The sequence below is a fragment of the Mycobacterium sp. 1274761.0 genome (assembly GCF_001668615.1).
Classification (GTDB): domain Bacteria; phylum Actinomycetota; class Actinomycetes; order Mycobacteriales; family Mycobacteriaceae; genus Mycobacterium.
In genome coordinates this window covers 20,973-45,879 of record NZ_LZMC01000082.1, presented here as the reverse complement: position 1 = coordinate 45,879, position 24,907 = coordinate 20,973, and the positions used below count along the sequence as shown (strand labels likewise).

Sequence of the window (24,907 nt, the reverse complement as noted above, 5' to 3'; positions counted from 1 at the left end):
CAGGCTGACTGAAAGTCTTCCACGCTGATACCCACGATGTGCCGGCGTAAGCCGCAGCTATGAAAGCGCTTTGTTTCGCGACGGGGCCGCCGCTGCGCCTCCCGCCTACGGGTATGTTCATTTAGGTAAACCTCACTAAAGGCGCCGGTGGGCGCGGGAAGGACCGCCTGGATGCGAGCACCCGAGCGCCGCAGAATGCCGTGGGGGCGGATCGCCGCCCTCCTGTCGATCGTGACTGTCGTTCTCGGGATGACCGCGTGCTCGAAATCGGGCGACAACGACGAACTGCTCGTCTACAACGCTCAGCACGAGTCCCTCACCAAGGAGTGGATCGACGCCTTCACCAAGGAGACCGGCATCAAGGTCACCTACCGCCAGGGCGGTGACACGGAGCTGGGCAACCAACTGGTGGCCGAGGGCGAGTCCTCACCGGCCGATGTGTTCCTCACCGAGAACTCCCCCGCCATGGCGGCGGTGGAGAAGGCCGGTCTGTTCGCCGAGTTGAACTCCGACACCCTCGACCAGGTGCCCGCCCAATTCCGCCCCTCGACTGGAAAGTGGACCGGCGTCGCGGCGCGCAGCACGGTCTTCGTCTACAACACGACGAAGGTGCAGCCGGATCAACTGCCCAAATCGATCCTGGACCTCCAGCAGCCCGCCTGGAAGGGCCGATGGGGCGGCGCTCCCGCCAAGGCGGACTTTCAGGCCATCGTGTCTGCCTTGCTGCAATTGAAGGGCGAAGCGGCTACCGCCCAGTGGTTGGCCGGCATGAAAGCGAACGCCAAGATCTACAACGACAACATCGCGACGATGAAGGCCGTCAACGCCGGTGAGGTCGACGGCGGCATCATCTACCACTACTACTGGTTCCGCGATCAGTCAAAGACCAAAGAGGGCAGCGGCGATACGGCGTTGCACTACTTCAAGAACGAAGACCCCGGCGCATTCATCAGTCTGTCCGGCGGCGGCGTGCTGAAGTCGAGCAAGAAGGCCGACGAGGCGCAGAAGTTCATCAAGTTCGTCACGGGCAAGACCGGACAGGAAGTGCTCGAAAAGGGCACCTCGTTCGAGTACCCGGTGGCCAGCAACGTGCCCGCGAATCCGGCCCTGCCGCCGCTTGATTCGTTGCAGGCGCCGAAGGTGGATCCGTCGACGCTGGATGCCCAGAAGGTGACCGATCTCATGACGAAGGCGGGCTTGCTGTAGGTGGTCGTCGCTCCCTCAGCCCTGCGCACCGCGGCACCCGCTCCGCGGGCGGTGCAGGCTGCGCGGCCCGGCCCGCTGGTCTCGGCCACGGTGGCAATATTGGTCGCCGCCACCGCCATTCCGCTTGGCTACGTCGTGTGGGGTGCGGTCTCTGTGGGTCCGACGCGCGCTTACGAGCTGGTGGTACGGCCGCGCGTCGGTGAGCTGCTGTTAAACACCGTCGCGCTGGTCGTGGTCACCGTGCCGCTGTGTGTGGTGCTTGGGGTGGGCGTCGCCTGGCTGGTCGAGCGCACCGACCTCCCGGGGCGGGACTTCTGGCGGCCGTTGTTCGTTGCGCCGCTTGCCGTTCCGGCCTTCGTCAACAGCTACGCGTGGGTGGGCGTCATCCCGTCGTTGAACGGCCTCTGGGCGGCCGTGTTGGTCACCACGTTGTCGTACTTCCCGTTCATGTACCTGCCTGCGGCGGCCACGCTGCGCCGCCTCGATCCCGCCGTCGAGGAATCGGCCCGCGCGCTGGGTTCCGATACCGTCGGCGTGTTCTTCCGGGTGGTGCTGCCGCAGCTGAGGCTCGCGGTCCTCGGTGGCAGCCTGCTGATCGGCGTGCACCTGCTCGCCGAGTTCGGCGCGTTCGCCATGGTGCGGTTCGATACCTTCACCGTGGCGATCTTCCAGCAGTTCCAGGTCACGTTCGACGGCGCGGCGGGCAGCATGCTCGCCGGCGTCCTCGTCGTGCTGTGCCTGGTGCTGCTGGTCGTCGAGGCCGCCGCCCGCGGCGGCGCGCGGTACGCCAGGATCGGTTCGGGCGCGCCCCGCGCCGCGGCCCCGCTCCATTTGGGCCGGAACAAGATTCCGGCCATTGCCGCGCTCACCGCTCTGATCGCGCTGGCGGTCGGGGTGCCGGTGTGGACCATCCTGCGGTGGCTGTGGATCGGCGGCGCCGACGCCTGGGATGTCGCCGCGATCACCACCGCGCTCGGCCAGACCGTCGCGCTGGCGGCCGTGGCCGCGGTGCTGACGACGATGCTGGCCTTCCCCGTCGCCTGGGTGGCCGTCCGCTCCCACGGGGTGCTAGCCCGTGCAGTGGAAGGCGCCAACTACATCACCAGCTCGCTTCCCGGCATCGTCACCGCGCTGGCGCTGGTGACCGTGGCCATCCACTTCGCCCGCCCGCTGTACCAATCGGTGCCGCTGATCGTGTTCGCCTACGTGCTGTTGTTCATGCCGCGCGCCCTGGTCAACGTCCGCGCGGGGCTTGCCCAGGTTCCGCCCGGTCTGGAAGAGGCGTCCCGCACCCTGGGCAAGTCGCCCACCGCCACGTTCTTGCGGGTCACCCTGCGGCTGACCGCGCCGGCCGCAGCCGCAGCAGCGGCATTCGTATTCGTCGCTGTGGCAACGGAATTGACTGCTACACTGCTGCTGGCGCCCACCGGAACCAGAACGTTGTCGATGCTGTTCTGGTCGTTCAGCAGCGAGCTGGACTACGCCGCCGCTGCACCATACGCGTTCGCGCTCGTGGTCCTCGCCATACCCGTCACGTTGATCCTGTTCCGGCAGTCGACGAAGGCGGCCGCGGCATGACCGCCATGCTCGACGTCCGCGGTCTGGCCAAGTCCTTCAACGGCCACACCGTTCTCGACCACATCGACCTCACCGTGGCCGCGGGCAGCACCACCGTCGTGGTTGGGTCGTCCGGTTGCGGCAAGACCACGCTGTTGCGGCTAGTCGCCGGGTTCGAGACGCCTGACACGGGCACCGTCACGATCGCCGGCAAACCGGTGGCCGGTTCCGAGCGTTCGGTCGCACCTCACCGGCGCAGTGTCGGCTACGTCGCGCAGGACGGCGCGCTGTTCCCGCATCTCACCGTCGGCCAGAACATCGCCTACGGACTGCCGGGTTCGCCGCGCAGCCGTGAGGTGCGCGCCCGCATCGGCGAGTTGCTTGAAACCGTCTCTCTCGAGCCGTCATTCGCGTCGCGCCGACCCCATGAGCTCTCGGGTGGTCAGCAGCAGCGTGTCGCACTGGCGCGAGCATTGGCCCGCAAGCCGGTGCTGATGTTGCTCGACGAACCGTTCAGCGCATTGGACACGGGACTGCGTGCCTCCACCCGCAAGGCGGTCGCCGGGTTGCTCGCCGACGCAGGCGTGACCACGCTGCTGGTAACGCACGATCAGGAAGAAGCACTGTCGATCGCCGACCAGATTGCGGTCATGCGCGACGGGCGGTTCACTCAGGTCGGCGCACCACAGGACGTGTACCGCACCCCCAACGACCGCTTCACCGCGGAGTTCCTCGGTGACTGCATCGCCGTTCCGTGCACCGTGTCCTCCGGTGTCGCCGAGTGCGCTCTGGGCCTGGTGCCGGTGCAGGCCTCCGCCCTCGACGGCCCGGCGACGTTGGCGCTGCGGCCGGAACAGCTTGTTGCAAAGCAGGTTTCCGACGTCGCGCACGTGAAGGGCGAAGGAGACAGCGATCATCGCGACAGCGTCGGCACAGTGATGGCGACGGAGTTCCTGGGACACGACGTGCTCCTGACGATCGACCCGGGCGCCGATATCGCGCCGATCATCGTGCGACAGCACAGTCTCAACCCGCCGCCGATCGACGCGAAGGTGCGCATCGAGGTGATCGGTAACGGGGTCGCGCTGAGGTGAGCCCGCTTGTCCACTATCTGCGGGACCACGGCGATCGTGTTGCAGCGCTGACGGATACCGCGTCGCTGACCTACGCCGACCTGGCCGAAAAGGTGTCCACCGTCGCCGCCGCACTGGGCGAGACCCGCAGGCTGGTGCTGTTGGAGACGCGCAACGACCTCGCGACGCTCATCCACTACCTCGGGGCACTCACCGGCGGCCACGTCGTGTTGCCGGTGTCGGCGGGGGGCAGCCACGCGACGATGATGCGGTCATACGACCCCGACGTCGTCATCGATGCCGACGGTATCCACCAGATGCGCCCCGAAAGTGGTCACCGGCTGCATCGCGATCTCGCGCTGCTGTTGTCGACGTCGGGCAGCACCGGCTCGCCAAAGCTCGTGCGACTGTCCCGCGAGAACCTCATAGCGAACGCGACCGCCATAGCCGAGTACCTCGATATCGAGGAAACCGACAGGGCCGCAACCACTCTGCCAATGTCCTATTGCTACGGCCTGTCGGTCATCCACAGCCACCTGCTTCGCGGGGCCGGACTGATCCTCACCGATCTCTCGGTCGTCGACGCCGACTTCTGGTCGCTGTTCAGTCGGCATCGCGGCACATCGTTCGCCGGCGTGCCCTACACGTTCGAGATGCTCGAACGCGTTGGCTTCGACGGCATCGAGCTGCCCGACCTTCGCTATGTCACCCAGGCGGGCGGACGGCTGTCGCCCGACCGCGTCCGCAGGTTCGCCGCGCTGGGCGACGAGAAGGGCTGGCAGCTGTTCGTCATGTACGGCGCGACGGAAGCCACCGCTCGGATGGCCTATCTGCCACCGGATCTCGCGCAGTCACATCCGACCGCGATCGGCCGGCCCATCCCGGGCGGCTCGTTCACCATCGAGCCGCTCGACGGCTGGACGGATCCCGAAGTCGGCGAGCTGGTCTATCACGGCGCGAACGTGATGATGGGCTACGCGCGCACCGCGTCGGATCTGGCGCTCGGTAACACGGTCGACACGTTGCACACCGGAGACGTCGCGCGTCGTACGCCCGACGGTCTCTACGAAGTTATCGGCCGCACAAGTCGTTTCGTCAAGCTGTACGGGTTGCGCATCGACCTGCAGCGGGTTGAGTCCGCGCTCAGCGCCGACGGGGTGACAGCGTTCTGCATCGACGACGACGAACGGCTCGTGGTGGCCACTGCCGGATCCGAGGGGCACACCGTCCAGCGTCTCGCGGTGACGGCCTCCGGGCTTCCGGCTGCGGCCGTCCGCGCGGTCACCATGGCCGAACTTCCCCTGCTGCCCTCGGGTAAACCCGACTATCACGCGATCCGCCTCGCCGCCCGTCGCCGTGATGAGACCGCACAGTCGCCGCGGGATCTGCGGACGTTGTTCGCCGACGTCTTACAGATCGACGCGCGCACCATCCGCTCCGATCAAAGCTTCGTCGACCTCGGCGGCAACTCGCTGTCGTATGTGGCCATGTCGGTCCGGCTCGAGCGGGCCCTCGGCCGGCTGCCGGGCGACTGGCAACGACGGTCATTGGCCGAACTGGAGCGCACCACCCCGCCGGAGCGGCGGCGGTGGACGTGGCTGGGCGCCACCCTCGAGACCAGTGTGGCGCTGCGCGCGGCCGCCATAGTGTTGATCGTCGGATCGCACGCCACGCTGTACGAGATGTGGGGCGGCGCGCATCTTCTGCTCGGGATCGCCGGCTACAACTTCGGCCGGTTCTGCCTGACCCCGGTCGCGCGGCCCAATCGAGTTCGCCACCTGCGCAACACGATCGGCTGGATCGTCGTGCCGTCGATGATTTGGATCGCAACCGCGCTGCTGATCACCGACGACTACCACTGGACGAACCTGCTGTTGATCGAGAAGTTCTTCGGTCCGGCCAGCAGCATGACCGCGGGACGGTTGTGGTTCGTCGAGGTGCTCGTCTGGATTCTGCTCGCGCTGACCGCCGTGTGCTGGCTACCGGCGGCCGACCGGGTGGAGCGGCGCCACCCCTTCGCGTTCGCCGCGGCCTTCCTGTCCGTCGGCTTGGCGCTGCGCTACGACCTGCTGGGCCTGAACTTCGGCCACGACGCCTGGTTCACCGTCTTGGCGTTCTGGTTCTTCGCGGTCGGCTGGGCCGCGGCGAAGTCGTCAGCGGTGTGGCAGCGGCTCGCGGTGACGCTGGCGCTGATCGTCAGCCTGCACGGCTACTTCGACAACACCCACCGAGAAGTGCTGGTGCTGGCGGGCCTCCTGCTGCTGATCTGGCTGCCCGCAATCCGCTGCCCGGCCTGGTTGACCGCCGTCGCCGGCACGGTGGCCGAAGCCTCGCTGTACACCTACCTGACGCACTACCAGGTGTATCCGTTGTTCGACGCGCATCCATTGCTCGGTGTCGTCGGCGCGATCGTCGTGGGCGTGCTGCTCACCCGCGCGCTGAACGCGGCGCGAACGTGGCTGCGTGAACGCAATCGGCGTTCCGCTACTGCGGATCCGGTCCCCGCTCTGCGATAAGACCCTCCTGCACCAAGGTGGCGGCGATGACGCCGTCCGTACGCACCAAACGGCCCGTCACGACACCGCGCCCACGCGCCGCGGCGGGCGACCGGGTCTCCAACAGGTTCCATTCGTTGGCGCGGACCGGCTGGTGGAACCAGATCGACGAATCGGTGGTCCCGCTGCGATGAGTGCGGGCCTCCATCGAGTGCCCATGCACCTGCAACGCCGGATCGATCATGTACACGTCGGTCACATACACCGCGACAAGCGTGTGGATCATCAGGTCATCGGGTAGCGGAACCATGGCCCGCCACCAGAATCGCCGCACGAACTCACCGCTGGCGATGGTGTCGGCGATCCGGATGTCCAACTCCTCCAACGGCATCGACGGAGCGGGCCCTGCGGGCCCGGATTGCGGAAGCATGTTGGGATCGCCCGGCATGCGTTCCAGATGGCCGTGTTCGGGCCCGGGCAGCTCTACCGCGAACGACAGCGACGCCGTCGTCAGCAGCCGATCGCCCTGGCGCGAATCGACCCGGCGCGCCGAGGCGGTGCGACCGTCGAAGACCGGCGTGACGGTGTACTCGACGGCCTCGCCGGCCGCCCCGCCGCGCAGGAACTGCAGGTGCATGTTGGTCGGCAGCCGGTTCTTCTCGACGGTGGCGCACGCGGCGGCCAGGCTCTGGGCCATGAATTGGCCGCCGAAGGCACGCTTGCCCTCCGGCCCGCTGGCCGGGCCGATGAACGTGTGATCATCGGCGCCCGATTCGAGCTCGAGCAGTCCCAGCAGCCGGCTCATCGGACGGTTCCCGCGTCGCTGAGCTTCGTCACGTCGTCCTCGCTGAGACCCAACCAGTCGGCCAGTACACCGGCGGTGTCGTCGCCCAATGCGGGGGCCGGCACCGCCTTCACATACTCCCCGTTGATCGACACCGGCAAGCCCGGCGCCAGGTATTCGCCGATTCGCGGTTGGTCGAGCGGGGTGAACAGCGGGTTGGCCGTCACCCGCTCGTCTGTGGCGACCTCGGCGAAGGTGCGGTATCGCTCCCACAGAACCGACGTCGACGACAATGCCGCGGTGATTTCGGGCCCGGTATGCGTCGAGAACCACTCGGCGAACAGCCCCGTCAGTGCCTCGCGATGCCGGTATCGCTCGCCTTCGTCGGTGAAATCGGCGCCGATCGTTTCACCAAGCACCGCAACGGCTTTCGTGGTCTCCGTCAGCTCGGTCAAATCGTGGAAGTGGCGCTTGGTGAGCGCAACGATCATGAACGACACCCCGTCGCTGCTGGCGAATTCTTGGCCGTATTGGCCGTAGATGGAGTTGCCGATGCGTTCGCGGGTGTCGCCATTGACCATCACCTCGGTGAGGAAGCTGAGGTTGCCCGCGGTTGCCAGCGCGACGTTCTCCAGCGGTATCGAGATCCGCTGCCCTTCGCCGGTTGCGTCACGGTGCCGCAAGGCGGTGACCACCGACAGCGCGGCATACAGCCCGCACGACACGTCCCAGGCCGGCAGCACGTGGTTGACCGGCGCGGCGAGCTCCGGCGGACCGGTCACCATCGGAAATCCGAGGCCCGCGTTGACGGTGTAGTCCACACCGGTGCCGCCATCGGCGCGGCCGGACACCTCGACGTGGATCAAGTCTGGCCGCAGCGTCCTCAATTTGTCGTAGGAGTGCCATTCGCGCCCGGCCACGTTCGTGATCAGCACGCCGCTGTCGGCGATCAGCCGCTGCACGAGCTGCTGACCGTCCGGCGAGCGGATATCGGCGGCGACTGAACGCTTGCCCTTGTTCAGACCCGCCCAGTAAATGCTGGTTCCGCCGGCGGTGATCGGCCAGCGGTGGTAGTCCGCGGCGCCGCCGACCGGATCGACCCGCACCACCTCGGCGCCGAGCTGCCCCAACGTCATACCGGCCAACGGCACCGCGACGAAGCTGGAGATCTCGACGATCCTGACCCCGGCCAGTGGTCGCGCCGCGTTCGGGGAAACCTTCACCGGGTCAAGCTATCAATCGCCGTGCCCTGTCCCGCGAGACTGCGGCCAGATCGCAATAACGCCCCGGATTCCGATCTGTGGGCAGGCTCGCGGGACCACAATGAGGACTGCCGCCCGATGCGGAGGTGGAAGACCATGTCAACTGAAAAACCCACCGTGGATGTCCGGCGTGAGCGCCTGATGATGCGCGCGTTCCAGAACACGCTGCTGGGGCCGGCGCTGCGCAAGCTTGCCGGGCCGCAGGCGATCATCGAGGCCGGGATGGCGTTCTGGTCGTCGCGGCTCATCCTCAGCGCGGTCCATCGGGGCATATTCACACTGTTGGCGCTGGAGCCCCTGACAGGCGACGAGTTGATCGAGCGGCTGGGCTGGCATCCGCGCGCCGCCCCGACGGCGCTCGAGGCGTTGGTCGCCTGCGGGCTACTCCGGCGTGACAAGGCGGGGCGGTATTCGAACAGCTTCCGCGCGTCGATGTTTCTGGACCGCGAGAAGCCGACCTACATCGGCGGCCTGATGGAGCTGTCGAGCACGCGTCTCTACGAGCTCTGGGCAGGGCTGGACGGCTTGTTGGAGACCGGTGTACCCGCCGCGGAGGAGGAGCGGGGCGAGAACAAGTTCTTCGACATGCTGTACCGAGACCCAGTGGTGCTGAGGACGTTTCTGTCCGGCATGACGGGGATCTCGACGGGCGAGGCCACCATGCTGGCGGCCCGTTTCCCGTGGAAGCGGTTTGCCACGTTCGCCGACATGGGTTGTGCGCAGGGCGCGTTGGCGGTGCGGGTCGCGCTGACGCATTCGCATCTGCGCGGCATCGGCTTCGACCTACCGGTTGTCGAGCCGATCTTCACCGACTACGTGAAATCGTTCGGGCTCGATGACCGGCTCGCCTTCGTCGCGGGCGACTTCTTCACCGACGACCTGCCCCGCGCCGACGTGCTGTCGTTCGGTCACGTCTTCCACGGCCAGAGCTACCAGGACCGGTGTGACCTGGCGGCACACGCGTTCGACGCCCTTCCCGGCGGCGGAGCCTTGATCGTTTATGACGCGATGCCTACATGGCGGCGGTCAATGAACCACTTTCACAGCCTGCTGTCGAGTCTGAACATCATGCTCGAAACCCGCGACGGCTACGAGGCCACCACCACCGACTGCGCGGCCATGTTGCGTGGCAGAGGATTCTGCGACGTCACGGTCCGGCACCTGATCGGCCCGACGTCGATGGTGTACGGCTTCAAGCCGTGACTATTCGGGCAGCCGCAGTTCAGGCTTCTCCACCTCTTCGATGTTCACGTCCTTGAACGTGATCACCCGCACCTGTTTGACAAACCGGGCCGGGCGGTACATGTCCCAGACCCAGGCGTCGGCCAGGCGCAACTCGAAGTACACCTCGCCGTCGGCGTTGCGCGGCACCATCTCGACGCTGTTTGCCAGATAGAACCGCCGCTCGGTTTCCACGACGTAGCTGAACTGGCCCACGATGTCCTTATATTCGCGGTACAGCGAGAGTTCCATCTCGGTTTCATACTTCTCGAGATCTTCGGCACTCATCGCTTCAGCAGTCCTTCGTTGCGGTTAGAACCATTCTCTCCTACCCCACTTCGCCGCGCGGGTCCGGTATGGATGTCACCAGCCAGTTCGGCCACCAGCTTGGTTCCAGTCGGCTCCAGCGGGCTGGCCACGCGGCGGACATTGATAAACGAGTATCGGTGCTGGCTACAGGGCCCGAGCCGAGCCAATGCCGCGCCGTGGGCCGGTGTGCTGTAGCCCTTGTGGTCGGCGAACCCGTAGCCTGGGTGTTCGGCCTCCATCTTGACCATCAGCCGGTCGCGGCTGACCTTGGCGAGCACGCTGGCGGCGGCGATGCAGGCCGCGGCGGCGTCACCTCCGACGACCGGCAGCGACGGCGCGGGCAGCCCCGGAACGCGGAAGCCGTCGCTGAGCACGTAGCCCGGTCGAACCGACAGGCCCGCGATCGCCCTGCGCATCCCCTCGATGTTGGCCACATGCACCCCGCGGCGGTCCACCTCGGTCGACGGGATGAACACCACGTGATAGGCCAGCGCGTAGCGCCTAATCAGCGGGAACAGCCGCTCGCGTTCCTTCTCGGTGAGCTTCTTGGAGTCGTCGAGCGCGGCGAGGCTCTCCAGCCGGTTGGGCCCGAGCACACAGGCGGCGACCACCAGCGGTCCTGCGCAGGCGCCGCGACCGACCTCGTCGACTCCCGCCACCGGGCCGAGCCCCGACCGGTACAGCGCCGACTCCAGGGTGCGAAGCCCGGCGGACTTCCGGATCACCGTTCGCGGCGGCCATGTCGCCGGCAATTAGGACGTCTCCTCTTCGCGCAGCACGCTCATCGCACACCCCAACTTATTGCGTCTGCGGATCCACCGAGCTAACCCCACCCCATCGCGATGGCGGCCAGGCGATGAACCGCGCCTTTCCGATCACATTGCTCAGCGGAACGGTGCCGGCATTGGGGTCGCCGGTGCATTTGATTCCGCTCTGGAAGTCGGCGACGTTGTCGGCGCAGTGCACCCGCGAGTCGGCCGAATGAGTGCGGTTGTCGCCCATCACCCAGACCCGCCCGTCGGGCACCTTCACCGGTCCGAATTCGAATCCGAAGCAGCGGTACTTGTCGGGGTCGGGCACGTTCATCGTCTGCAGGTCGAGGTAGGGCTCTTTCAGCGGCTTCCCATCCACGGTCAGGCCGGTGCTCTGACGGCATTCGACGGTCTGCCCGCCCGTCGCGATCACCCTCTTGACCAGGTCGTTCTCGTCCGGCGGGACGAAACCGACGAACGATAACGCGTTCTGCACCCACCGCACCGCGGGGTTGTCGGAGCGGATCGACTTATAGCCGGCATTCCAGTTCGGCGGGCCCTTGAACACGATCACGTCGCCCGGTTTGGGCTCGGAGAATCGATAGGTCAGCTTGTCGACCATGATGCGGTCCCCCACGCAACCGGCGCAGCCGTGCAACGTGGGCTCCATCGACTCCGACGGGATCAGATAGGGCCGGGCGATGAACGTCAGCATCAGGTAGTACAGCCCGACCGCGATCACCACCAGAATGACGGCTTCGCGCAACGCTCCCCGTTTGCGCTCCGACTTGTCGGTGACTGCGGACGCCTCGTCGGCCTCGTCGGCATGCGGTTCAACCGCGGCCGGGGCGTCGTCGTCGAGCGTGCGCTCGGATGAGGGGTCTGGGGAGTCCGTGGGTCCGCTCACGGCAACAGCGTATCCACGACGCCTCTGACGACCATCGAAAGATGGCGTCGAGTCTGGCGCGACGTCAGCGCTTTTCCTTGATCTTCGCCTTCTTGCCACGAAGTTCGCGCAGGTAGTAGAGCTTGGCGCGACGCACGTCACCACGGGTCACGACGTCGATGTGGTCGATGTTCGGCGAGTGCACGGGGAAGGTGCGCTCCACGCCGACGCCGTAGCTTTCCTTGCGCACGGTGAAAGTCTCGCGGATACCACCGCCCTGACGGCGCAGCACGACACCCTTGAAGACCTGGATGCGCTCCTTGGCGCCCTCGATGACCTTCACGTGCACGTTGACGGTGTCGCCGGCGCTGAAGTCCGGAATGTCGTCGCGCAACGACGACTGATCGACGAAATCCAGCGTGTTCATCGGTGACTCTTCCTTAGCAGTTAACGTTTTCGCGCAATCGGCGGGCCTGCGGCGGACAGACCTGCCGGGTCCGCGCCTCGCTCAGACAACTGGTCAATTGTGCCAGATAGGGCCGCATGCAGTGAAATCGTGGGCCGCCGCATGATCGCTGCACAGCGGTTAGGCTCGACGGGCAGGCGGGTATCGACCGTTTCCGAAGCCTGAATCACTCACCGACAATGTGGAGGATACATATGCGTCGGCGGCCGTCGAGGCTGGTCGCGGTGGTCTCAATGGCCTCCGTGGGACTCGTCCTGACCGCTTGCGAGGCCCGTTCCTACGGCTCGCCACCACCGGTGAGCCCCGAAGCGCCGCAGCTGACCGTGATCGCCCCGCAGGGCCCGTTGGCGCCCCTGCCCGAAGCCGCACCCGATGAACCCGCGTCCGGCTTCACCGGCCTCGAGAAGCGCGTCATGCGGGCGACGACCGAGGCCGCGGCCAAGGGGGCCGACCTCACCGCGGTCGTGCTGGACCGTTCGACGGGACGGCGGGTGACCAACGGCAACGGCAGGGGCATCGCTATTGCCTCGGTGGTCAAGCTGTTCATCGCCGACGACCTGCTGCTGCACGGTCCGCCGCTGTCTCCGGACGACCAGAAGATGTTCGAATCGATGCTGCGCAATTCCGACGACAGCGCCGCCGAGGGGTTCTGGAACCGCGGGGGCGGCAGCGCGATCGTCACCCGGGTCGCGGCCCGCTACGGCCTCGCCGGCACCAGGCCGCCGGGCAACGGCCGGTGGTTCAACACGATCAGCACCGCCGATGATCTCGTGCGCTACTACGCGATGATGCTCTCCGGCGCCGGCGGGCTGCCGAAGGACAAGGCCGAGATGATCGTCGACAACCTGGCGCAATCCGCGCCCGTGGGGATTGACGGCATGATGCCCGGCGGCGTCTACCCGCAGCGATTCGGCATCCCCGATGGTCTCTATGCCGAGTCCGTCGCGGTGAAACAGGGCTGGATGTGTTGCATCGGCTCCGATTGGATGCACCTGTCGACTGGGGTCATCGGGTCCGACCACCGCTATGTGATGGCAATCGCATCCGATCAACCGACAAGTGACGAGGCCGCACGCGCGACCATCACGCAGGCGGTCAGGACGATGTTTCCTGGCGGGCGGGTCTAGCCCGGCGCGTATTAGGCTGGGTTGGTATTGCCGGCGGGCGGTGCGGCGACGAGGCCCCGTTACGCCGGCTTGAGGTTTTCGCTCGTTGTGTGAGGAGGGGTATGCGTCGGCGGCGGGCAAGTGGGGTGACCGCGATCGCAGCCCTCGTGTGTGCGGCGCTGCTGGTGGGCTGTGAGGCACGGGTGTACGGCACGCCACCGAAATCACCGCCGCCGCCGCAAGTGACCGTCGCCCCGCCGGCCGCCCCGCCGGCCGCGACCTTCGACGGTCTCGAGTCGCGCACCCGTCAGGCGATCGCCGAGGCCGCCAAGACCGGAGCCGACATCGAGAGCGTCGTCATGGACCGCAACAGCGGCCAGATCGTTTCCAACGCGGACAACACGCCGTTTCCGATCGCGTCGGTGGTGAAGGTGTTCATCGCCGACGATCTGCTGCTGCAGGTATCCAAGGGACAGACGCAGCTGTCACCGGCCGACCGTAAATCCCTCGAGGTCATGCTGCGGTCCTCCGACGACAGCGCGGCGCAGATCTTCTGGGACCGCAGCGGGGGCAACGCGATTATCAGCCGCGTCGTCGCGCGGTACGGCCTCAAAGGCACGACTGCGCCGTACAACGGGCACTGGGACGTGACACTAAGCACTGCAAGCGATCTGGTCCGCTACTACGACATGCTGCTCGACGGCACCGGCGGCCTGCCGGCCGAGCAGGCCAACATCATCGTCGGTAACCTCGCGCAGTCCACACCGACGGGAAGCGATGGCTACCCGCAGCGATTCGGCATTCCAGAGGGCCTCTACGCCGAGCCGGTCGCGGTCAAACAGGGCTGGTTCTGCTGCTGGGACGGCGCCAATCAATTGCATGTGTCCACCGGCGTGATCGGCGCCGACCATCGGTATGTGATGGCGATCGCCTCGCTGGAACCAGACGACGAGGCGGACGCCCGCGCGACCATCACCCAAGCCGTCAAGACGATGTTCCCTGGCGGGAAGATCTAATTCTCTCCCAGCAGATCGGGGCGGCGTTCCCTGGTGCGCGCCAGCGCCTGTTCCCGGCGCCACGCCGCGATTTTGGCGTGGTCTCCGGACAACAGCACGTCAGGCACGTCCAGACCGCGCCAGCTGGGCGGCCTGGTGTAGCTCGGTCCTTCCAGGAGACCGTCCGAGTGCGAATCCTGTTGGTGTGACTCGGGATTGCCGAGCACATCGGGAAGCAGGCGCACGACGGCCTCGATCATCACCAGGGCCGCGGATTCACCGCCGGGCAGCACGTAGTCACCGATGGACACCTCTTCGACGCGCATCCGCCGCGCGGCATCGTCGATCACACGTTGATCGATGCCCTCGTAGCGCCCGCACGCGAAGACCAGGTGCGCGTCGCCGGCCCAGCGCTGGGCGGTCGCTTGCGTGAACAATCTGCCCGCCGGGGTGGGAACGACCAGAAGTGTTTCCTGCGAACATATTTCGTCGAGTGCCTCACCCCACACCGGCGCCTTCATCACCATTCCGGGACCGCCGCCGTACGGCGAGTCGTCGACCGAGCGGTGCACGTCGTGAGTCCACCGCCGCAGGTCATGCACCCGGACTTCGGCGATACCCGCCTCGATTGCCTTGCCCGGCAACGACTGTCGGAGCGGGTCAAGGTAGTCGGGGAAGATCGTCACCACGTCGATGAGCATGACGTCAGCCCAGCTCCAGAAGACCCTCGGGCGGGTCGATCTCGATGGTCTGAGTCTGTAGGGAGACGTCGGTGACGATCGCGCTGACGAACGGCACCAGCACTTCGGCACCGGCCTCCGTGGTCACCGACAGCAACTCCCCCGCGGCGGTGTGCAGAACTTCGGCGACGTTGCCCACCAACCGACCGTCGGTGGTCACCACCCGCAGACCCTCGAGCTGGTGGTCGTAGAACTCGTCGGGATCCTCGATCGGCGGTAGTTCCTCAGTGTCGACGAGAAAGACCGTGCCGCGCAACGCATCTGCCGCATTACGATCGGTCACGCCGTCCAACCGCATCAGCAGGCGGCCGCTGTGTTCGCGCACGGACTCGATGACGTATGTGCGCTGGCTTCCGCCGCGGGCCGGTTTCGCCCGCAGCCGGGTGCCGGAGGCGAACCGGGTGTCGGGGTCATCGGTGCGAACCTCGACGACGACCTCGCCGCTGATGCCGTGCGCTTTGACGACCCGCCCGACTACGAGGTCCATCGCAGGCGCTACTGGTCGGTGTCCACCACGTCGACGCGGATGCCCCGACCGCCGATGCCTGCCACCAGCGTCCGCAATGCGGTGGCGGTGCGGCCGCCGCGGCCGATCACCTTGCCGAGATCGTCGGGGTGCACGTGCACCTCGACGGTGCGGCCGCGGCGCGACGTGACCATGTCCACCCGGACGTCGTCGGGATTGTCGACGATGCCGCGGACGAGGTGCTCGACCGCGTCGACGACGACCGAACTCACTTTTCGTCGGCCTGCTCGGCCGGCGCGGCATCTGCGCCTTCGGCGGCCGGCTCGGACTTGTCCTTGATCGGCGCGGCCTGGGCCTCGGTGGCCGTCGCGTCGTCGCCCTTGGCCGCCTTCTTGGCGGGCGCCTTCTTCTTCTTGGCGGTGGTGGCCTCTGTGCTCGGGCCGCCGTCGGCCTCGGCGAGCGCGGCGTTGAACAGGTCGAGCTTGGACGGCTTGGGCTCCTTGACCTTCAGCGTGCCCTCCGCGCCGGGCAGCCCCTTGAACTTCTGCCAGTCGCCGGTGATCTTCAGCAGCTGCAGCACCGGTTCGGTGGGCTGGGCACCGACGCCGAGCCAGTATTGGGCGCGCTCCGAGTCGATCTCGATGAGGCTCGGGTCTTCCTTCGGGTGGTACCGGCCGATGATTTCGATGGCGCGCCCGTCGCGGCGGGTGCGCGCGTCGGCGACGGCGATGCGGTACTGGGGATTGCGGATCTTGCCAAGCCGGGTCAGCTTGATCTTGACAGCCATGGTTAAGCAAACTCTCCTGTTATTGCCACGCTGCAATTCAGCGATCGCGGGCGGGCTGCCCGGATCCGGTTTTGCCTTACGTGTGTGACCGCGGCAGGGCCGTAATCCTGCGGCAGACAGCCGCCCATTGTGCCAGAACAGGCCTTACCGGGAGAAATCGCTGGCGCTTGCTGCTCACAGGATCCGGTCGTAGCACTTGATCTCCACGCGACGGGACAACCGCCACCCGGCGGCGGTGCGGACGAACTCGTCGTCGTACCACAGCCCGACCTCCATCACCTTTGCATTTTTCGGGGGCTTTCCCCCTTTGAGGACCATCGGGTTGAAGCAGAAAGTCCTGGCCGTGGCGGTATCGCCGGCGAGCTTGATCGCCGGCAGACCCAGCATGTGGGCGTGGCGCTCGAAGTAGGCCGGCAGCGTTTCGGCCAACCACACCTTGACCTGCGGGTACTGCCCGTCGATACCGCCGGTGTCGCGATAGTCGATGTAGGCGTCGGCGGTGAAGATCTCGTCCAGCTCATCGAACTCGCGGCGGTCGATGGCTTCGGAATAGCTGATCAGCAGCTGCTGGAGTTCGATGCGGTCGGAGATCTCTTCGGCGCTCAGCATCCGTCCATCTTGCTACGCCTCTTGCAACCAGGAGGGGTGCCACTAGGCTGCTTGACCCATGGGGAGGTTTTTCACCGCTGCCGTCGCATGCCTGAGCTTGGTCTTCTTGTCCGCTCCGCTGGCCGACGCCGAACCGAACATCCAGCCCATCGGCAACGTGCAACCCCCCGACGGGCCTGCGCCGGCATGGATCGTCGCCGACATGGACACCGGCCAGGTGCTGGCCGAGCGTGAGATGAACGTCGCCCACCCGCCCGCGAGCACGATCAAGACGCTGCTGGTGCTCACCGTGCTCGACGAGGTGACCAATCTCGATGCGACGGTCGTCGGCACCGAGGCCGACACCCGCGTCGAATGCAGCTGCGCGGGCATCGAGCCCGGCCGCACCTACACCGCTCGCCAGCTTCTGGACGCGGTCCTGCTGATGTCGGGAAACGACGCAGCCAATGCCATGGCCGACATGATCGGCGGCTACGACACCGCGGTCGCCAAGATGAACGCCAAGGCCGCCGCGATCGGCGCCTCGGGGACCCATGCGTCGACGCCGTCGGGGTTGGACGGACCCGGCGGTTCCGGCGCGACGACCCCGCACGATCTGGCCGTCATCTTCCGCACCGCGATGGCCAATCCAGTGTTCGCCTCGGTCATCGCGCAGCCGAGGGCGACGTTCCCGACGAAGGCCGGCGACAAGCCGATCGTCAACGACGACGAGCTGCTGCACCGCTATCCGGGCACGCTCGGCGGCAAGACGGGCTTCACCGACGCGGCGAAGAAGACTTTCGTCGCGGCGGCCGAGCGGGGTGGACGGCGGCTGGTGATCGCGATGATGTACGGGCTCATCAAGGAAGGCGGGCCGACGTACTGGGATCAGGCTATGGGCCTGTTCGACTGGGGTTTCGCGCAGGACCGCCAGCTGAGCATCGGCTCGCTGTAACAGCGCACATTCAAAAGTTGTTGATCCGCAACGGATCCGAGACCTGAGCGCGCCAAGAACCAGCGACTGCACAGGATACGCTCGGCGTCCGTGCGAAGAATGGTGGCTGCGTTGACGACCGCGCTCGCGATCGCGAGTTCCGCGGTGACCGCGCACACCGCCACGGCTGAGCCCGACGTCGCGCCGCCAGGCGCTGTCGCCATCCCCGACGGTCCCGCGCACGCGTGGCTGCTGGCCGATCTCGACTCCGGACGCATTCTGGCAAGCCATGATCCGTACGCCCAGCACGCGCCGGCCAGCACCATCAAGCCTCTGCTCGCAATGGTGGTTCTCGACAACCTGCGGCCCGACAATTTCGCTCGCGCAAACCAATCGCACACCGAGGTCGAATGTTCCTGTGTCGGGCTGAACCCCGGACAGGCCTACACGACGCGGCAGCTGTTGGAAGCGCTGTTGATGGTGTCGGGCAACGACGCGGCGAACATGCTGGCCGACATGCTCGGCGGCCAGCAGGTCGCGGTGGCCGCCATGAACCGGAAAGCGGCCGCCGTCGGCGCGAAAAGCACACGCGCGGGGTCGCCGTCGGGTCTCGACGGCCCGGGCTGGGAGTCGCTGACCACGCCGCACGATCTCGCGGTGATCTATCGGGCCGCGCTGACCTATCCGCTGATCGCCGAGATCTTCCAGGAACGGTCGGCGCAGTTCCCCGGCAAGACGATCACCGCCCAGAACAAGCTGCTGACCCGCTATCCGGGCACCATCGCTGGCAAGACCGGATATACCGACCTCGCGCACGACACCTTCGTGGCGGCCGCGCAGCGGGGTAACCGCAGGCTGATCGTGGTCGAGATGTTCGGCGACGGCGATCTGTACGGCCAGGCGATCGGCCTGTTCGACTGGGGTTTCGCGCAAGCCGGCTAGCGCGCGGGCACCTCGGCAGCGGGCGGGCATGCGACGTGATCCTGCAGATCCTCGCCGTGACCGCTGCCGGGGACGTCGGGTTCGGCGCGACCCCCCAGAACGATGAACCCGTCGGGCGCAGGTGATCCGACCACCACGAGCGTCTGAGCGCCCATGTCGTCGGCGGCGGGCAGGCTGTCAGCGAGCAACCGAAACACGTTGTGCGAGTCCAAGTCCCGGTCCTGCAGCGTCATCGCCTGATATCGCTGACCCGCCAGCGCGACCGGCAGCGGCGCCCACGTCGGGCCGATGTCGCCGACATGGGCGGCGAGCGCCTGGTGGACGTCGGCGCGCACGCAGTCGATGTGGATGTGCAGCTGGTCCTGCGATCGGGCATCCGCAGAGTTGATCGCCAGGCTCATCCAATCGCGGGGTATCGCGCGTCGGGCGCGCTGTTCGACGAACGAGCGGGCGCGCCACGCGTCCGCGAAATAGTTGGGCGCACCGGGCGCGAGGATCTGCGGGCTCTCGATGCCGCCGACGCGCGCGGTGGGAATGAGCAGAAATTGCGTGGCCCCGACGATGTCTTTCAGCACCGCGTAGCCGCCGTCGACATCGACCAGCTCGCAGGGCTTCGGGTCGTCGTTGGCGAGTTGATGCTGTATGCACTGCCCGTCCACGATCGACCACAGCGCGTTCGGATCGGCGGCGGCTTTGGGCGAGCCTGCCAGGGCCAACACCGCGAGCAGCGCGGCCATGAGACGAACAAGCCGGAAGTCAGTACACCCGGCCACGCAACACGACCACGTCCGGGTGGTGGATGACGTCCGCGCCCGTCCGCGGATCCTCGGCGTAACAGACCAGGTCCGCCGGAGCGCCATGCTCCAGCGATGGCCCACCCAGCCAGTCCCGGGCGGCCCAGCTCGCCGCACCCAGCGCCTCGGTGGGTGTCATGCCGATGCGTTTCAACGCGTCGATCTCGTCGCCGATGCGGCCGTGGGCGACCATGCTGCCGGCGTCGGTGCCCGCGTAGATCGGCACGCCGGCTTCGCGCGCGGCGGCGATACGGGGTCGCGCACGCTCATGCAGATCGCGCATGTGGGCGGCATAGGCCGGGTATTTCCCTGCGCCGTCGGCGATTCCGGGAAAGTTCTCGACGTTGATCAGCGTAGGCACCAACGCGGTGCCGTAGGACACCATCAGGTCGACAGTGTCATCGGTCAGGCCGGTGCCGTGCTCGATGCAGTCGATGCCCGCCTTGATGAGCCCCGGCAGCGCATCCTCGCTGAAGACGTGCGCGGTGACGCGCGCCCCCTCGGCGTGGGCGGCGTCGATGGCCGCCTTGAGCACCTCGTCGGACCACAACGGCGCCAGGTCGCCGACCTCGCGGTCGATCCAGTCGCCGACCAGTTTCACCCAGCCGTCGCCCCAGCGCGCCTGCTCGGCGACCGCTTCGGGCAGCTGTGACTCGTCCTCCAATTCGATGGCGAAACCGCGCTGATAGCGCTTGGGTCGGGCCAGATGCCGGCCGTGCCGGATGATGCGTGGCAGATCGTCGCGGTCATCGAGGGCTCGGGTGTCGACCGGCGAACCGCAGTCGCGCAACAGCAAGGCACCGACGCCGCGCTCGGTTTCGGCCTGCTCGGCACACTCGTCGAGGTTGTCAAGGGGGCCGTGCTCGCCGAGGCCGACGTGGCAGTGCGCGTCGACCAGACCGGGCACGATCCAGCCGCCGTCAAAGACGGTATGCGCATCGGCGACCGGTTCGGCGCTGAGGGTGCCGTCGACGATCCACCACTCCACGGGCTGTTCGTCAGGCAGTCCTCGACCGCGCACATGAAGTCGCATGTGTATTGCTCCTCGCGTGCGCGATCAGTTCTTCGGGAACTTCAGCTTCGACAAATCGATGTCGGCCAACCCCGGCGGAAGTTCATCGAGACCCTTGGGCATGTTGGACAGGTCGGGGAAGCCTTCCGGTACGCCGCCCGCGCCGAACGGGCTTCTCACCTTCGGCGGCGTCGGGCCCCGGCCACCCTTCTTGCCCTTCTTCTTGTTCTTCGCGTTCTTGCGTGAAGAACTCTTGCGGCCGAACGGCATTCCCATTTGCCCGGCCATCTGCGACATCATCTTGCGGGCCTCGAAGAACCGGTCGACAAGCTGGTTCACCTCGCTCACAGTGACTCCGGAGCCGTTGGCGATGCGCAGCCGACGGGACGCATTGATGATCTTCGGGTCGGCGCGCTCCTGCGGTGTCATACCGCGGATGATCGCCTGCACCCGGTCGAGCTGGCGGTCGTCTACGGCTGCCAGCGCATCCTTCATCTGCCCCGCGCCGGGCAGCATGCCGAGCAGGTTGCCGATGGGTCCCATCTTGCGGATCGCCAGCATCTGCTCGAGGAAGTCCTCCAGCGTCAGCTCGCCGCTGCCGATCTTGGCGGCGGCCTCTTCGGCTCGTTGCGCATCGAAGACCTGTTCGGCCTGCTCGATCAGCGTCAGCACGTCGCCCATGCCGAGGATGCGGCTGGCCATCCGGTCGGGATGGAAGACGTCGAAGTCGTCGAGCTTCTCGCCGGCCGACGCGAACAGAATCGGCACCCCGGTGACCTCGCGCACCGACAGCGCGGCGCCACCACGGGCGTCGCCGTCCAGCTTGGTCAGCACCACACCGGTGAACCCGACGCCCTCGCGGAACGCCTCGGCGGTGGTCACGGCGTCCTGGCCGATCATTGCGTCGACGACGAACAGCACCTCATCGGGATCGATGGCCGCACGGATGGAGGCGGCCTGCGCCATCAGCTCGTCGTCGATGCCGAGCCGGCCCGCGGTATCGACGATCACCACGTCGAAGTGCCTGGCCCGCGCCTCGGCAAGCCCGTCGGAGGCTACCCTGACGGGGTCGCCCGGGCCGGCGTCTGCGGCGCCTTCGGCCGATGCGCCGGGGTGCGGTGCGAACACCTCGACGCCGGCTTGGCCGCCGACCACCTGCAGCTGGTTCACCGCGCCGGGGCGTTGCAGGTCGCACGCCACCAGCAACGGCGTATGGCCTTGTCCGCGAAGCCATTTGGCGAGCTTGCCGGCCAGCGTGGTCTTACCGGAGCCCTGCAGGCCGGCGAGCATCACAACGGTCGGGGGCGTCTTGGCGAATGCCAGTTGGCGCGTTTGGCCGCCGAGGATGCCAATAAGCTCCTCGTTGACGATCTTGACGACCTGCTGGGCGGGGTTCAGCGCGGCCGAAACCTCAGCGCCGCGCGCGCGTTCCTTGATGCGGGCGACGAACGCGCGCACTACGGGCAGCGAGACGTCGGCCTCGAGCAGTGCCAACCGGATTTCGCGGGTGGTCGCGTCGATGTCGGCGTCGGTCAACCGCCCCTTGCCGCGCAGCCCTGAAAGGGCTCCGGTCAACCGGTCGGACAGGGATTCAAACACGCCGCAAGCCTACTTGGGCTCGGTGGAGGCGCTGTCAGGGACACGTGAAGGCAATCGGCGGGCATTGGCGGGGCCGAGGCGGCGGCCCACCGGCTGCGTCCCAGATGTCCCAGATGTAGTCACCCACATTTGCCTGCTGGTAACCGACGACGTAGTAGATGTGGCAGACGTCGATGCCCCAGATGACATCCACCTTCGGCAGTGGTTGTCCGGGACACCAGTGCCAACGGGCCGACCGGCCCAGTGGCACTGGCCTCAGCGGCCAGACCCAGCCCCGCGGCGGTGATGCCGCTGCACAGCAGCGCGCCGGCAATGATCGAGTGCCGCAGGGGGTGGTTTTCACGACCGCAGTACACACCTGTGCGAGGCCTATCGATCCCAACTATGGAAGCTCAGCTGGCCTCGGTGGCCGGCTCGGCGGGCGGCGGGGCGGGCAGCACCGCGTACAGGTCGTGTTCGAGTTCCTCGCGAATCGCTGCGGCGTCGCCGTTCACCGTCGCGGGGATCACGATGCCAAACAGGTCGACCACCGACGAGCCCAGCGTGGTGACCTTCGCCCACGCGATGTCGACGCCGTCACGCTCGAACACCGCGGTCAGGCGGGCCAGCAGGCCGGCGCGGTCGGTGGACCGAATCTGCACCACCAATTCGCCTGGTCCCGCGCCATCCGACCACAGGATGCGCGGCGGTGCGGCCGCGTGGTTGATGGGCACAGCGGCCAGAATCTCGCCGGCGCGCTTGGTGCCGTGCTTGGCCGCGTCGCGGTCGCGCTTGTCCAGCGAGGCCAGCACATCGAGCTCACCCTTGAGAGCCAGGATCAGCTGTTGGCGCAGCAGCTCGGCGGCGGGGGGCGATCCGAAATGCGGTGAGACGACGAACGTGTTGATCGCCGAACCCTGGTGCCCGTTGACCGATGCCGAATGCACCCGAAGCGAGTTCAGCGCCAGCACGCCGGCGGCCTTCGACAGCAGACCGCGCTGATCCGGCGCGATCATCGTCATGTTGTAGATGTGCGGGCTGTCGGCGGGTGTCATCTCCACATGAACGCCGACAGTCGATGCCAGTGAAAGATGCCGTGGGTCAATGGGATCGGGATGCGGTAAGTCCTCCCCGGCCATCACCAGGCGGCAGCGCCGCACCAGGTCGCCGAGCAGCGACGCTTTCCAGTCACCCCACACGCCGGGGCCGGTTGCCAACGAATCGGCCTCTGCCAGCACGTGCAACAGCTCGAGCAGAACGGTGTCGCCGTCCAGCGCGTCCACCACCGCTGCGATGGTCTTCGGATCCTGCAAATCACGGCGCGTGGCGGTGTGCGGCAGCAGCAGGTGGTGTCGCACGACCTTGGAAAGCAGGTCGACATCCGACGGCCATAGCCCGAGGCGGGTGCCGATCTGCGTCGCGAGGTCTGCTCCGATGACGCTGTGGTCGCCGCCTCTGCCCTTGCCGATGTCATGGCAGAGCGCACCGAGAAGCAAAAGATCCGGACGCGACACGCGTGTGGTGAATGCGCTTGCCCGCGAGACTGTTTCGACAAGATGACGGTCGACGGTCCAGATGTGGACGACGTCGCGGGGCGGCAAGTCGCGCACTGCACCCCACTCCGGGAAGAGCCTGCCCCACAGGCCCGTCCGGTCCAGCGCCTCGATGGTGGCCACGGCCGGGGGTCCGGCGGCCAGCATCACCAGCAGATCCTTGAGGGCCTGCGGTGGCCACGGCGCACGCAGTTCGGGTGCCGTTTCGGCGAGGCGGGCCAACGTGGACGCCGCCATCGGCAGGCCGGTGGTCGCCGATGCCGCTGCTACGCGCAGGATGAGGCCGGGGTCGCGCTCGGGTCGTGCATCGCGCGCCAGGATGACCTCGCCGCCGAACTCGATGACGCCTTCATCCAACGGACGGCGAACGGGACGCTTGAATGCGGCAAGTCCACGTCGCGGCAACGCGTTCGATGCGGTGCGCAGGCCGGCGTCGACGTAGAAGCTGATGGTGCGGGCAGCGTCGGAGAGCGTGCGGGCCAGGTCGAAACGGTCACCGATCCGCAGGGCCGCACCGATCTCGTCGGCGTGCTGGGCCAGCACCAGGTCCCGGCCACGGCCGGCCACCCGATGAAGCTCGGTGCGCACGTTGAGCAGGGCAAGGTGCGCCTCGCCGAGCGTCCCCGTCGGCGAGGCCAACGACTGGCTCGGATACACGTCGGCCAGTTGGGCGATCGCCAGCGCATTCAGCAGCTGAACGTCGCGCAACCCGCCGCGGCCGGTCTTGAGGTCTGGCTCGGCGCGGTGGGCGATCTCACCGCTGCGCTGCCATCGCTGCTGGGTGTGCTCGACGAGTTCGCCGAAGCGCGAGGCAATTCCGGTACGCCACTGCCGACGCGCCCCGCTGATCAACGACGACGACAGGTCGGAGTTGCCGGAGATGTGACGCACCTCGAGCATCGCCAGACCCGCCGAGATGTCTTGTGCGGCAACCTTCATTGCCTCGCCGACGGTCCGGACGCTGTGGTCGAGCCGAATGTTGGCGTCCCACAAGGGATACCACAGGTTCTCGGCGACCTCGCTGACAAGCTTCTTCGGCAGATCGTCGTGCAGCAGCATCAGGTCAAGGTCGGAGTACGGCAATAGTTCTCGGCGTCCGAGCCCGCCAGTGGCCACGATGGCGAAGCCGCTGGTGTCGGTGATCCCGATTTCGGCGGCCTTCGTCGACAACCAGAATTCGTGCAGGTCCAGCAGCGCGTCGCGGAGCGCGGCGGCATCCAGATGATGCGAGGCGGACAGCAGCTTGTCGCAGGCGGCGGTGAGATCAGTGGCCGCCTTGGACGTAACCGCCGCCGGAGCCCCGTTTGCAGGGGCACCGGCGGCGGAAACTGGCTTCTGCTCTGTCATTTCGTGTCCTCCCCCGACCCTTTACCTGTTAACGCTCACGGTGCAAGGCCGGGA

General features: G+C 67.1%; 25 protein-coding genes. 9 read left to right on the top strand and 16 right to left on the bottom strand.

The genetic code is table 11. The annotated features are described in order from the left end of the window. The first annotated feature begins 171 nt into the window (after nt 1–171). From A5651_RS17170 to A5651_RS17155, 4 genes are read left to right on the top strand one after another with little or no spacing between them, the layout of a single operon-like run. Nucleotides 172–1,206: an iron ABC transporter substrate-binding protein gene (locus A5651_RS17170; RefSeq protein WP_082943821.1), complete on the top strand. Its 1,035-nt coding sequence runs from the start codon at nt 172–174 to the stop codon at nt 1,204–1,206. Next, nucleotides 1,207–2,784 (top strand): iron ABC transporter permease, encoded by a 1,578-nt coding sequence (locus A5651_RS17165; protein ID WP_066983325.1) that lies wholly within the window; start codon nt 1,207–1,209, stop codon nt 2,782–2,784. Beyond that, nucleotides 2,781–3,857 carry an ABC transporter ATP-binding protein gene (locus tag A5651_RS17160; RefSeq protein ID WP_066983322.1) on the top strand — a complete coding sequence of 359 codons (1,077 nt, stop codon included), beginning with the start codon at nt 2,781–2,783 and terminating at the stop codon, nt 3,855–3,857. Before A5651_RS17165 ends, A5651_RS17160 begins: the two co-directional genes overlap by 4 nt. Then, on the top strand, nt 3,854–6,352 hold the full coding sequence (locus A5651_RS17155; protein ID WP_066983319.1) for an AMP-binding protein: 2,499 nt from the start codon (nt 3,854–3,856) through the stop codon (nt 6,350–6,352). Before A5651_RS17160 ends, A5651_RS17155 begins: the two co-directional genes overlap by 4 nt. Here the strand turns inward: A5651_RS17155 and A5651_RS17150 are convergent. Then, nucleotides 6,321–7,136 (bottom strand): acyl-CoA thioesterase II, encoded by an 816-nt coding sequence (locus tag A5651_RS17150; protein WP_066983316.1) that lies wholly within the window; start codon nt 7,134–7,136, stop codon nt 6,321–6,323. The two genes, A5651_RS17155 and A5651_RS17150, sit on opposite strands and share 32 nt — an antisense overlap. Continuing rightward, nucleotides 7,133–8,338 carry a CoA transferase gene (locus A5651_RS17145; protein ID WP_066983314.1) on the bottom strand — a complete coding sequence of 402 codons (1,206 nt, stop codon included), beginning with the start codon at nt 8,336–8,338 and terminating at the stop codon, nt 7,133–7,135. Before A5651_RS17145 ends, A5651_RS17150 begins: the two co-directional genes overlap by 4 nt. Before the next feature lie 135 nt (nt 8,339–8,473). On the opposite strand from A5651_RS17145, the gene A5651_RS17140 reads away from it, so the two are divergent. After that, complete coding sequence (locus A5651_RS17140) at nt 8,474–9,580, top strand: acetylserotonin O-methyltransferase (RefSeq protein WP_231988724.1); 1,107 nt, start codon at nt 8,474–8,476, stop codon at nt 9,578–9,580. Here the strand turns inward: A5651_RS17140 and A5651_RS17135 are convergent, their stop codons facing one another. The 4 genes from A5651_RS17135 to rplS form a co-directional block, all read right to left on the bottom strand. Beyond that, nucleotides 9,581–9,886, bottom strand: coding sequence for a DUF2469 domain-containing protein (locus A5651_RS17135; protein ID WP_066983311.1), 306 nt, complete (start codon nt 9,884–9,886; stop codon nt 9,581–9,583). Further along, on the bottom strand, nt 9,883–10,659 hold the full coding sequence (locus tag A5651_RS17130; RefSeq protein ID WP_066983308.1) for a ribonuclease HII: 777 nt from the start codon (nt 10,657–10,659) through the stop codon (nt 9,883–9,885). Before A5651_RS17130 ends, A5651_RS17135 begins: the two co-directional genes overlap by 4 nt. Before the next feature lie 46 nt (nt 10,660–10,705). Then, complete coding sequence (lepB, locus tag A5651_RS17125; protein WP_066983305.1) at nt 10,706–11,566, bottom strand: signal peptidase I; 861 nt, start codon at nt 11,564–11,566, stop codon at nt 10,706–10,708. Between the two features lie 64 nt (nt 11,567–11,630). Continuing rightward, entirely contained in the window at nt 11,631–11,972 is a 342-nt protein-coding gene (gene rplS / locus A5651_RS17120; RefSeq protein ID WP_066983302.1) for a 50S ribosomal protein L19, read from the bottom strand. A 233-nt stretch (nt 11,973–12,205) separates the two neighbouring features. On the opposite strand from rplS, the gene A5651_RS17115 reads away from it, so the two are divergent. Both A5651_RS17115 and A5651_RS17110 read left to right on the top strand, forming a co-directional pair. Next, entirely contained in the window at nt 12,206–13,138 is a 933-nt protein-coding gene (locus A5651_RS17115) for a hypothetical protein (protein WP_066983299.1), read from the top strand. Nucleotides 13,139–13,239: 101 nt separating this feature from the next. Then, nucleotides 13,240–14,133 carry a serine hydrolase gene (locus A5651_RS17110; RefSeq protein ID WP_066983296.1) on the top strand — a complete coding sequence of 298 codons (894 nt, stop codon included), beginning with the start codon at nt 13,240–13,242 and terminating at the stop codon, nt 14,131–14,133. Here the strand turns inward: A5651_RS17110 and trmD are convergent. The 5 genes from trmD to A5651_RS17085 all read right to left on the bottom strand — a co-directional run bounded on the left by trmD (nt 14,130) and on the right by A5651_RS17085 (nt 16,714). Beyond that, nucleotides 14,130–14,813, bottom strand: a complete 684-nt coding sequence (gene trmD, locus A5651_RS17105; protein ID WP_066983293.1) for a tRNA (guanosine(37)-N1)-methyltransferase TrmD — start codon at nt 14,811–14,813, stop codon at nt 14,130–14,132. The two genes, A5651_RS17110 and trmD, sit on opposite strands and share 4 nt — an antisense overlap. A 4-nt stretch (nt 14,814–14,817) precedes the next feature. Continuing rightward, nucleotides 14,818–15,339 carry a ribosome maturation factor RimM gene (gene rimM / locus A5651_RS17100; RefSeq protein ID WP_066983290.1) on the bottom strand — a complete coding sequence of 174 codons (522 nt, stop codon included), beginning with the start codon at nt 15,337–15,339 and terminating at the stop codon, nt 14,818–14,820. An 8-nt stretch (nt 15,340–15,347) separates the two neighbouring features. Continuing rightward, entirely contained in the window at nt 15,348–15,590 is a 243-nt protein-coding gene (locus tag A5651_RS17095) for an RNA-binding protein (protein WP_003881089.1), read from the bottom strand. Continuing rightward, a complete protein-coding gene (gene rpsP, locus A5651_RS17090; protein ID WP_066983287.1) occupies nt 15,587–16,105 on the bottom strand; it encodes a 30S ribosomal protein S16 in 519 nt (172 codons plus the stop codon). The genes A5651_RS17095 and rpsP overlap by 4 nt, the downstream gene beginning before the upstream one ends. A gap of 174 nt (nt 16,106–16,279) precedes the next feature. Continuing rightward, complete coding sequence (locus tag A5651_RS17085) at nt 16,280–16,714, bottom strand: nuclear transport factor 2 family protein (RefSeq protein WP_066983286.1); 435 nt, start codon at nt 16,712–16,714, stop codon at nt 16,280–16,282. Between the two features lie 58 nt (nt 16,715–16,772). Here A5651_RS17085 and A5651_RS17080 point away from each other — a divergent pair, with 58 nt between their 5' ends. Both A5651_RS17080 and A5651_RS17075 read left to right on the top strand, forming a co-directional pair. Next, nucleotides 16,773–17,648: a D-alanyl-D-alanine carboxypeptidase family protein gene (locus A5651_RS17080; RefSeq protein WP_066983285.1), complete on the top strand. Its 876-nt coding sequence runs from the start codon at nt 16,773–16,775 to the stop codon at nt 17,646–17,648. A gap of 90 nt (nt 17,649–17,738) precedes the next feature. Further along, nucleotides 17,739–18,569, top strand: coding sequence for a D-alanyl-D-alanine carboxypeptidase family protein (locus tag A5651_RS17075; RefSeq protein WP_066983283.1), 831 nt, complete (start codon nt 17,739–17,741; stop codon nt 18,567–18,569). On the opposite strand, the gene A5651_RS17070 is transcribed toward A5651_RS17075, so the two are convergent. The 5 genes from A5651_RS17070 to A5651_RS17055 all read right to left on the bottom strand — a co-directional run bounded on the left by A5651_RS17070 (nt 18,566) and on the right by A5651_RS17055 (nt 24,853). Beyond that, on the bottom strand, nt 18,566–19,306 hold the full coding sequence (locus A5651_RS17070) for a CDP-diacylglycerol diphosphatase (RefSeq protein ID WP_066983280.1): 741 nt from the start codon (nt 19,304–19,306) through the stop codon (nt 18,566–18,568). The two genes, A5651_RS17075 and A5651_RS17070, sit on opposite strands and share 4 nt — an antisense overlap. A 19-nt stretch (nt 19,307–19,325) precedes the next feature. After that, nucleotides 19,326–20,396, bottom strand: coding sequence for an amidohydrolase family protein (locus A5651_RS17065; protein ID WP_066983277.1), 1,071 nt, complete (start codon nt 20,394–20,396; stop codon nt 19,326–19,328). 24 nt (nt 20,397–20,420) lie between these two features. Beyond that, entirely contained in the window at nt 20,421–21,974 is a 1,554-nt protein-coding gene (gene ffh, locus A5651_RS17060; protein WP_066983273.1) for a signal recognition particle protein, read from the bottom strand. Nucleotides 21,975–22,008: 34 nt separating this feature from the next. Then, nucleotides 22,009–22,167, bottom strand: a complete 159-nt coding sequence (locus tag A5651_RS25505) for a hypothetical protein (protein ID WP_156663011.1) — start codon at nt 22,165–22,167, stop codon at nt 22,009–22,011. A gap of 199 nt (nt 22,168–22,366) precedes the next feature. Continuing rightward, a complete protein-coding gene (locus A5651_RS17055) occupies nt 22,367–24,853 on the bottom strand; it encodes a [protein-PII] uridylyltransferase (protein ID WP_066983271.1) in 2,487 nt (828 codons plus the stop codon). Nucleotides 24,854–24,907 lie beyond the last annotated feature (54 nt).

What these genes read in the sequence shown, in the direction of transcription:
- A5651_RS17170 (WP_082943821.1), top strand. Translation starts at nt 172, where the DNA reads ATGCGAGCACCCGAGCGCCGCAGAATGCCGTGGGGGCGGATCGCCGCC.
- A5651_RS17160 (WP_066983322.1), top strand. Translation starts at nt 2,781, where the DNA reads ATGACCGCCATGCTCGACGTCCGCGGTCTGGCCAAGTCCTTCAACGGC.
- A5651_RS17150 (WP_066983316.1), bottom strand. Translation starts at nt 7,136, where the DNA reads ATGAGCCGGCTGCTGGGACTGCTCGAGCTCGAATCGGGCGCCGATGAT.
- A5651_RS17140 (WP_231988724.1), top strand. Translation starts at nt 8,474, where the DNA reads ATGTCAACTGAAAAACCCACCGTGGATGTCCGGCGTGAGCGCCTGATG.
- A5651_RS17135 (WP_066983311.1), bottom strand. Translation starts at nt 9,886, where the DNA reads ATGAGTGCCGAAGATCTCGAGAAGTATGAAACCGAGATGGAACTCTCG.
- rplS (WP_066983302.1), bottom strand. Translation starts at nt 11,972, where the DNA reads ATGAACACGCTGGATTTCGTCGATCAGTCGTCGTTGCGCGACGACATT.
- A5651_RS17115 (WP_066983299.1), top strand. Translation starts at nt 12,206, where the DNA reads ATGCGTCGGCGGCCGTCGAGGCTGGTCGCGGTGGTCTCAATGGCCTCC.
- A5651_RS17110 (WP_066983296.1), top strand. Translation starts at nt 13,240, where the DNA reads ATGCGTCGGCGGCGGGCAAGTGGGGTGACCGCGATCGCAGCCCTCGTG.
- trmD (WP_066983293.1), bottom strand. Translation starts at nt 14,813, where the DNA reads ATGCTCATCGACGTGGTGACGATCTTCCCCGACTACCTTGACCCGCTC.
- rimM (WP_066983290.1), bottom strand. Translation starts at nt 15,339, where the DNA reads ATGGACCTCGTAGTCGGGCGGGTCGTCAAAGCGCACGGCATCAGCGGC.
- rpsP (WP_066983287.1), bottom strand. Translation starts at nt 16,105, where the DNA reads ATGGCTGTCAAGATCAAGCTGACCCGGCTTGGCAAGATCCGCAATCCC.
- A5651_RS17085 (WP_066983286.1), bottom strand. Translation starts at nt 16,714, where the DNA reads ATGCTGAGCGCCGAAGAGATCTCCGACCGCATCGAACTCCAGCAGCTG.
- A5651_RS17080 (WP_066983285.1), top strand. Translation starts at nt 16,773, where the DNA reads ATGGGGAGGTTTTTCACCGCTGCCGTCGCATGCCTGAGCTTGGTCTTC.
- A5651_RS17070 (WP_066983280.1), bottom strand. Translation starts at nt 19,306, where the DNA reads ATGGCCGCGCTGCTCGCGGTGTTGGCCCTGGCAGGCTCGCCCAAAGCC.
- A5651_RS17065 (WP_066983277.1), bottom strand. Translation starts at nt 20,396, where the DNA reads ATGCGACTTCATGTGCGCGGTCGAGGACTGCCTGACGAACAGCCCGTG.
- A5651_RS17055 (WP_066983271.1), bottom strand. Translation starts at nt 24,853, where the DNA reads ATGACAGAGCAGAAGCCAGTTTCCGCCGCCGGTGCCCCTGCAAACGGG.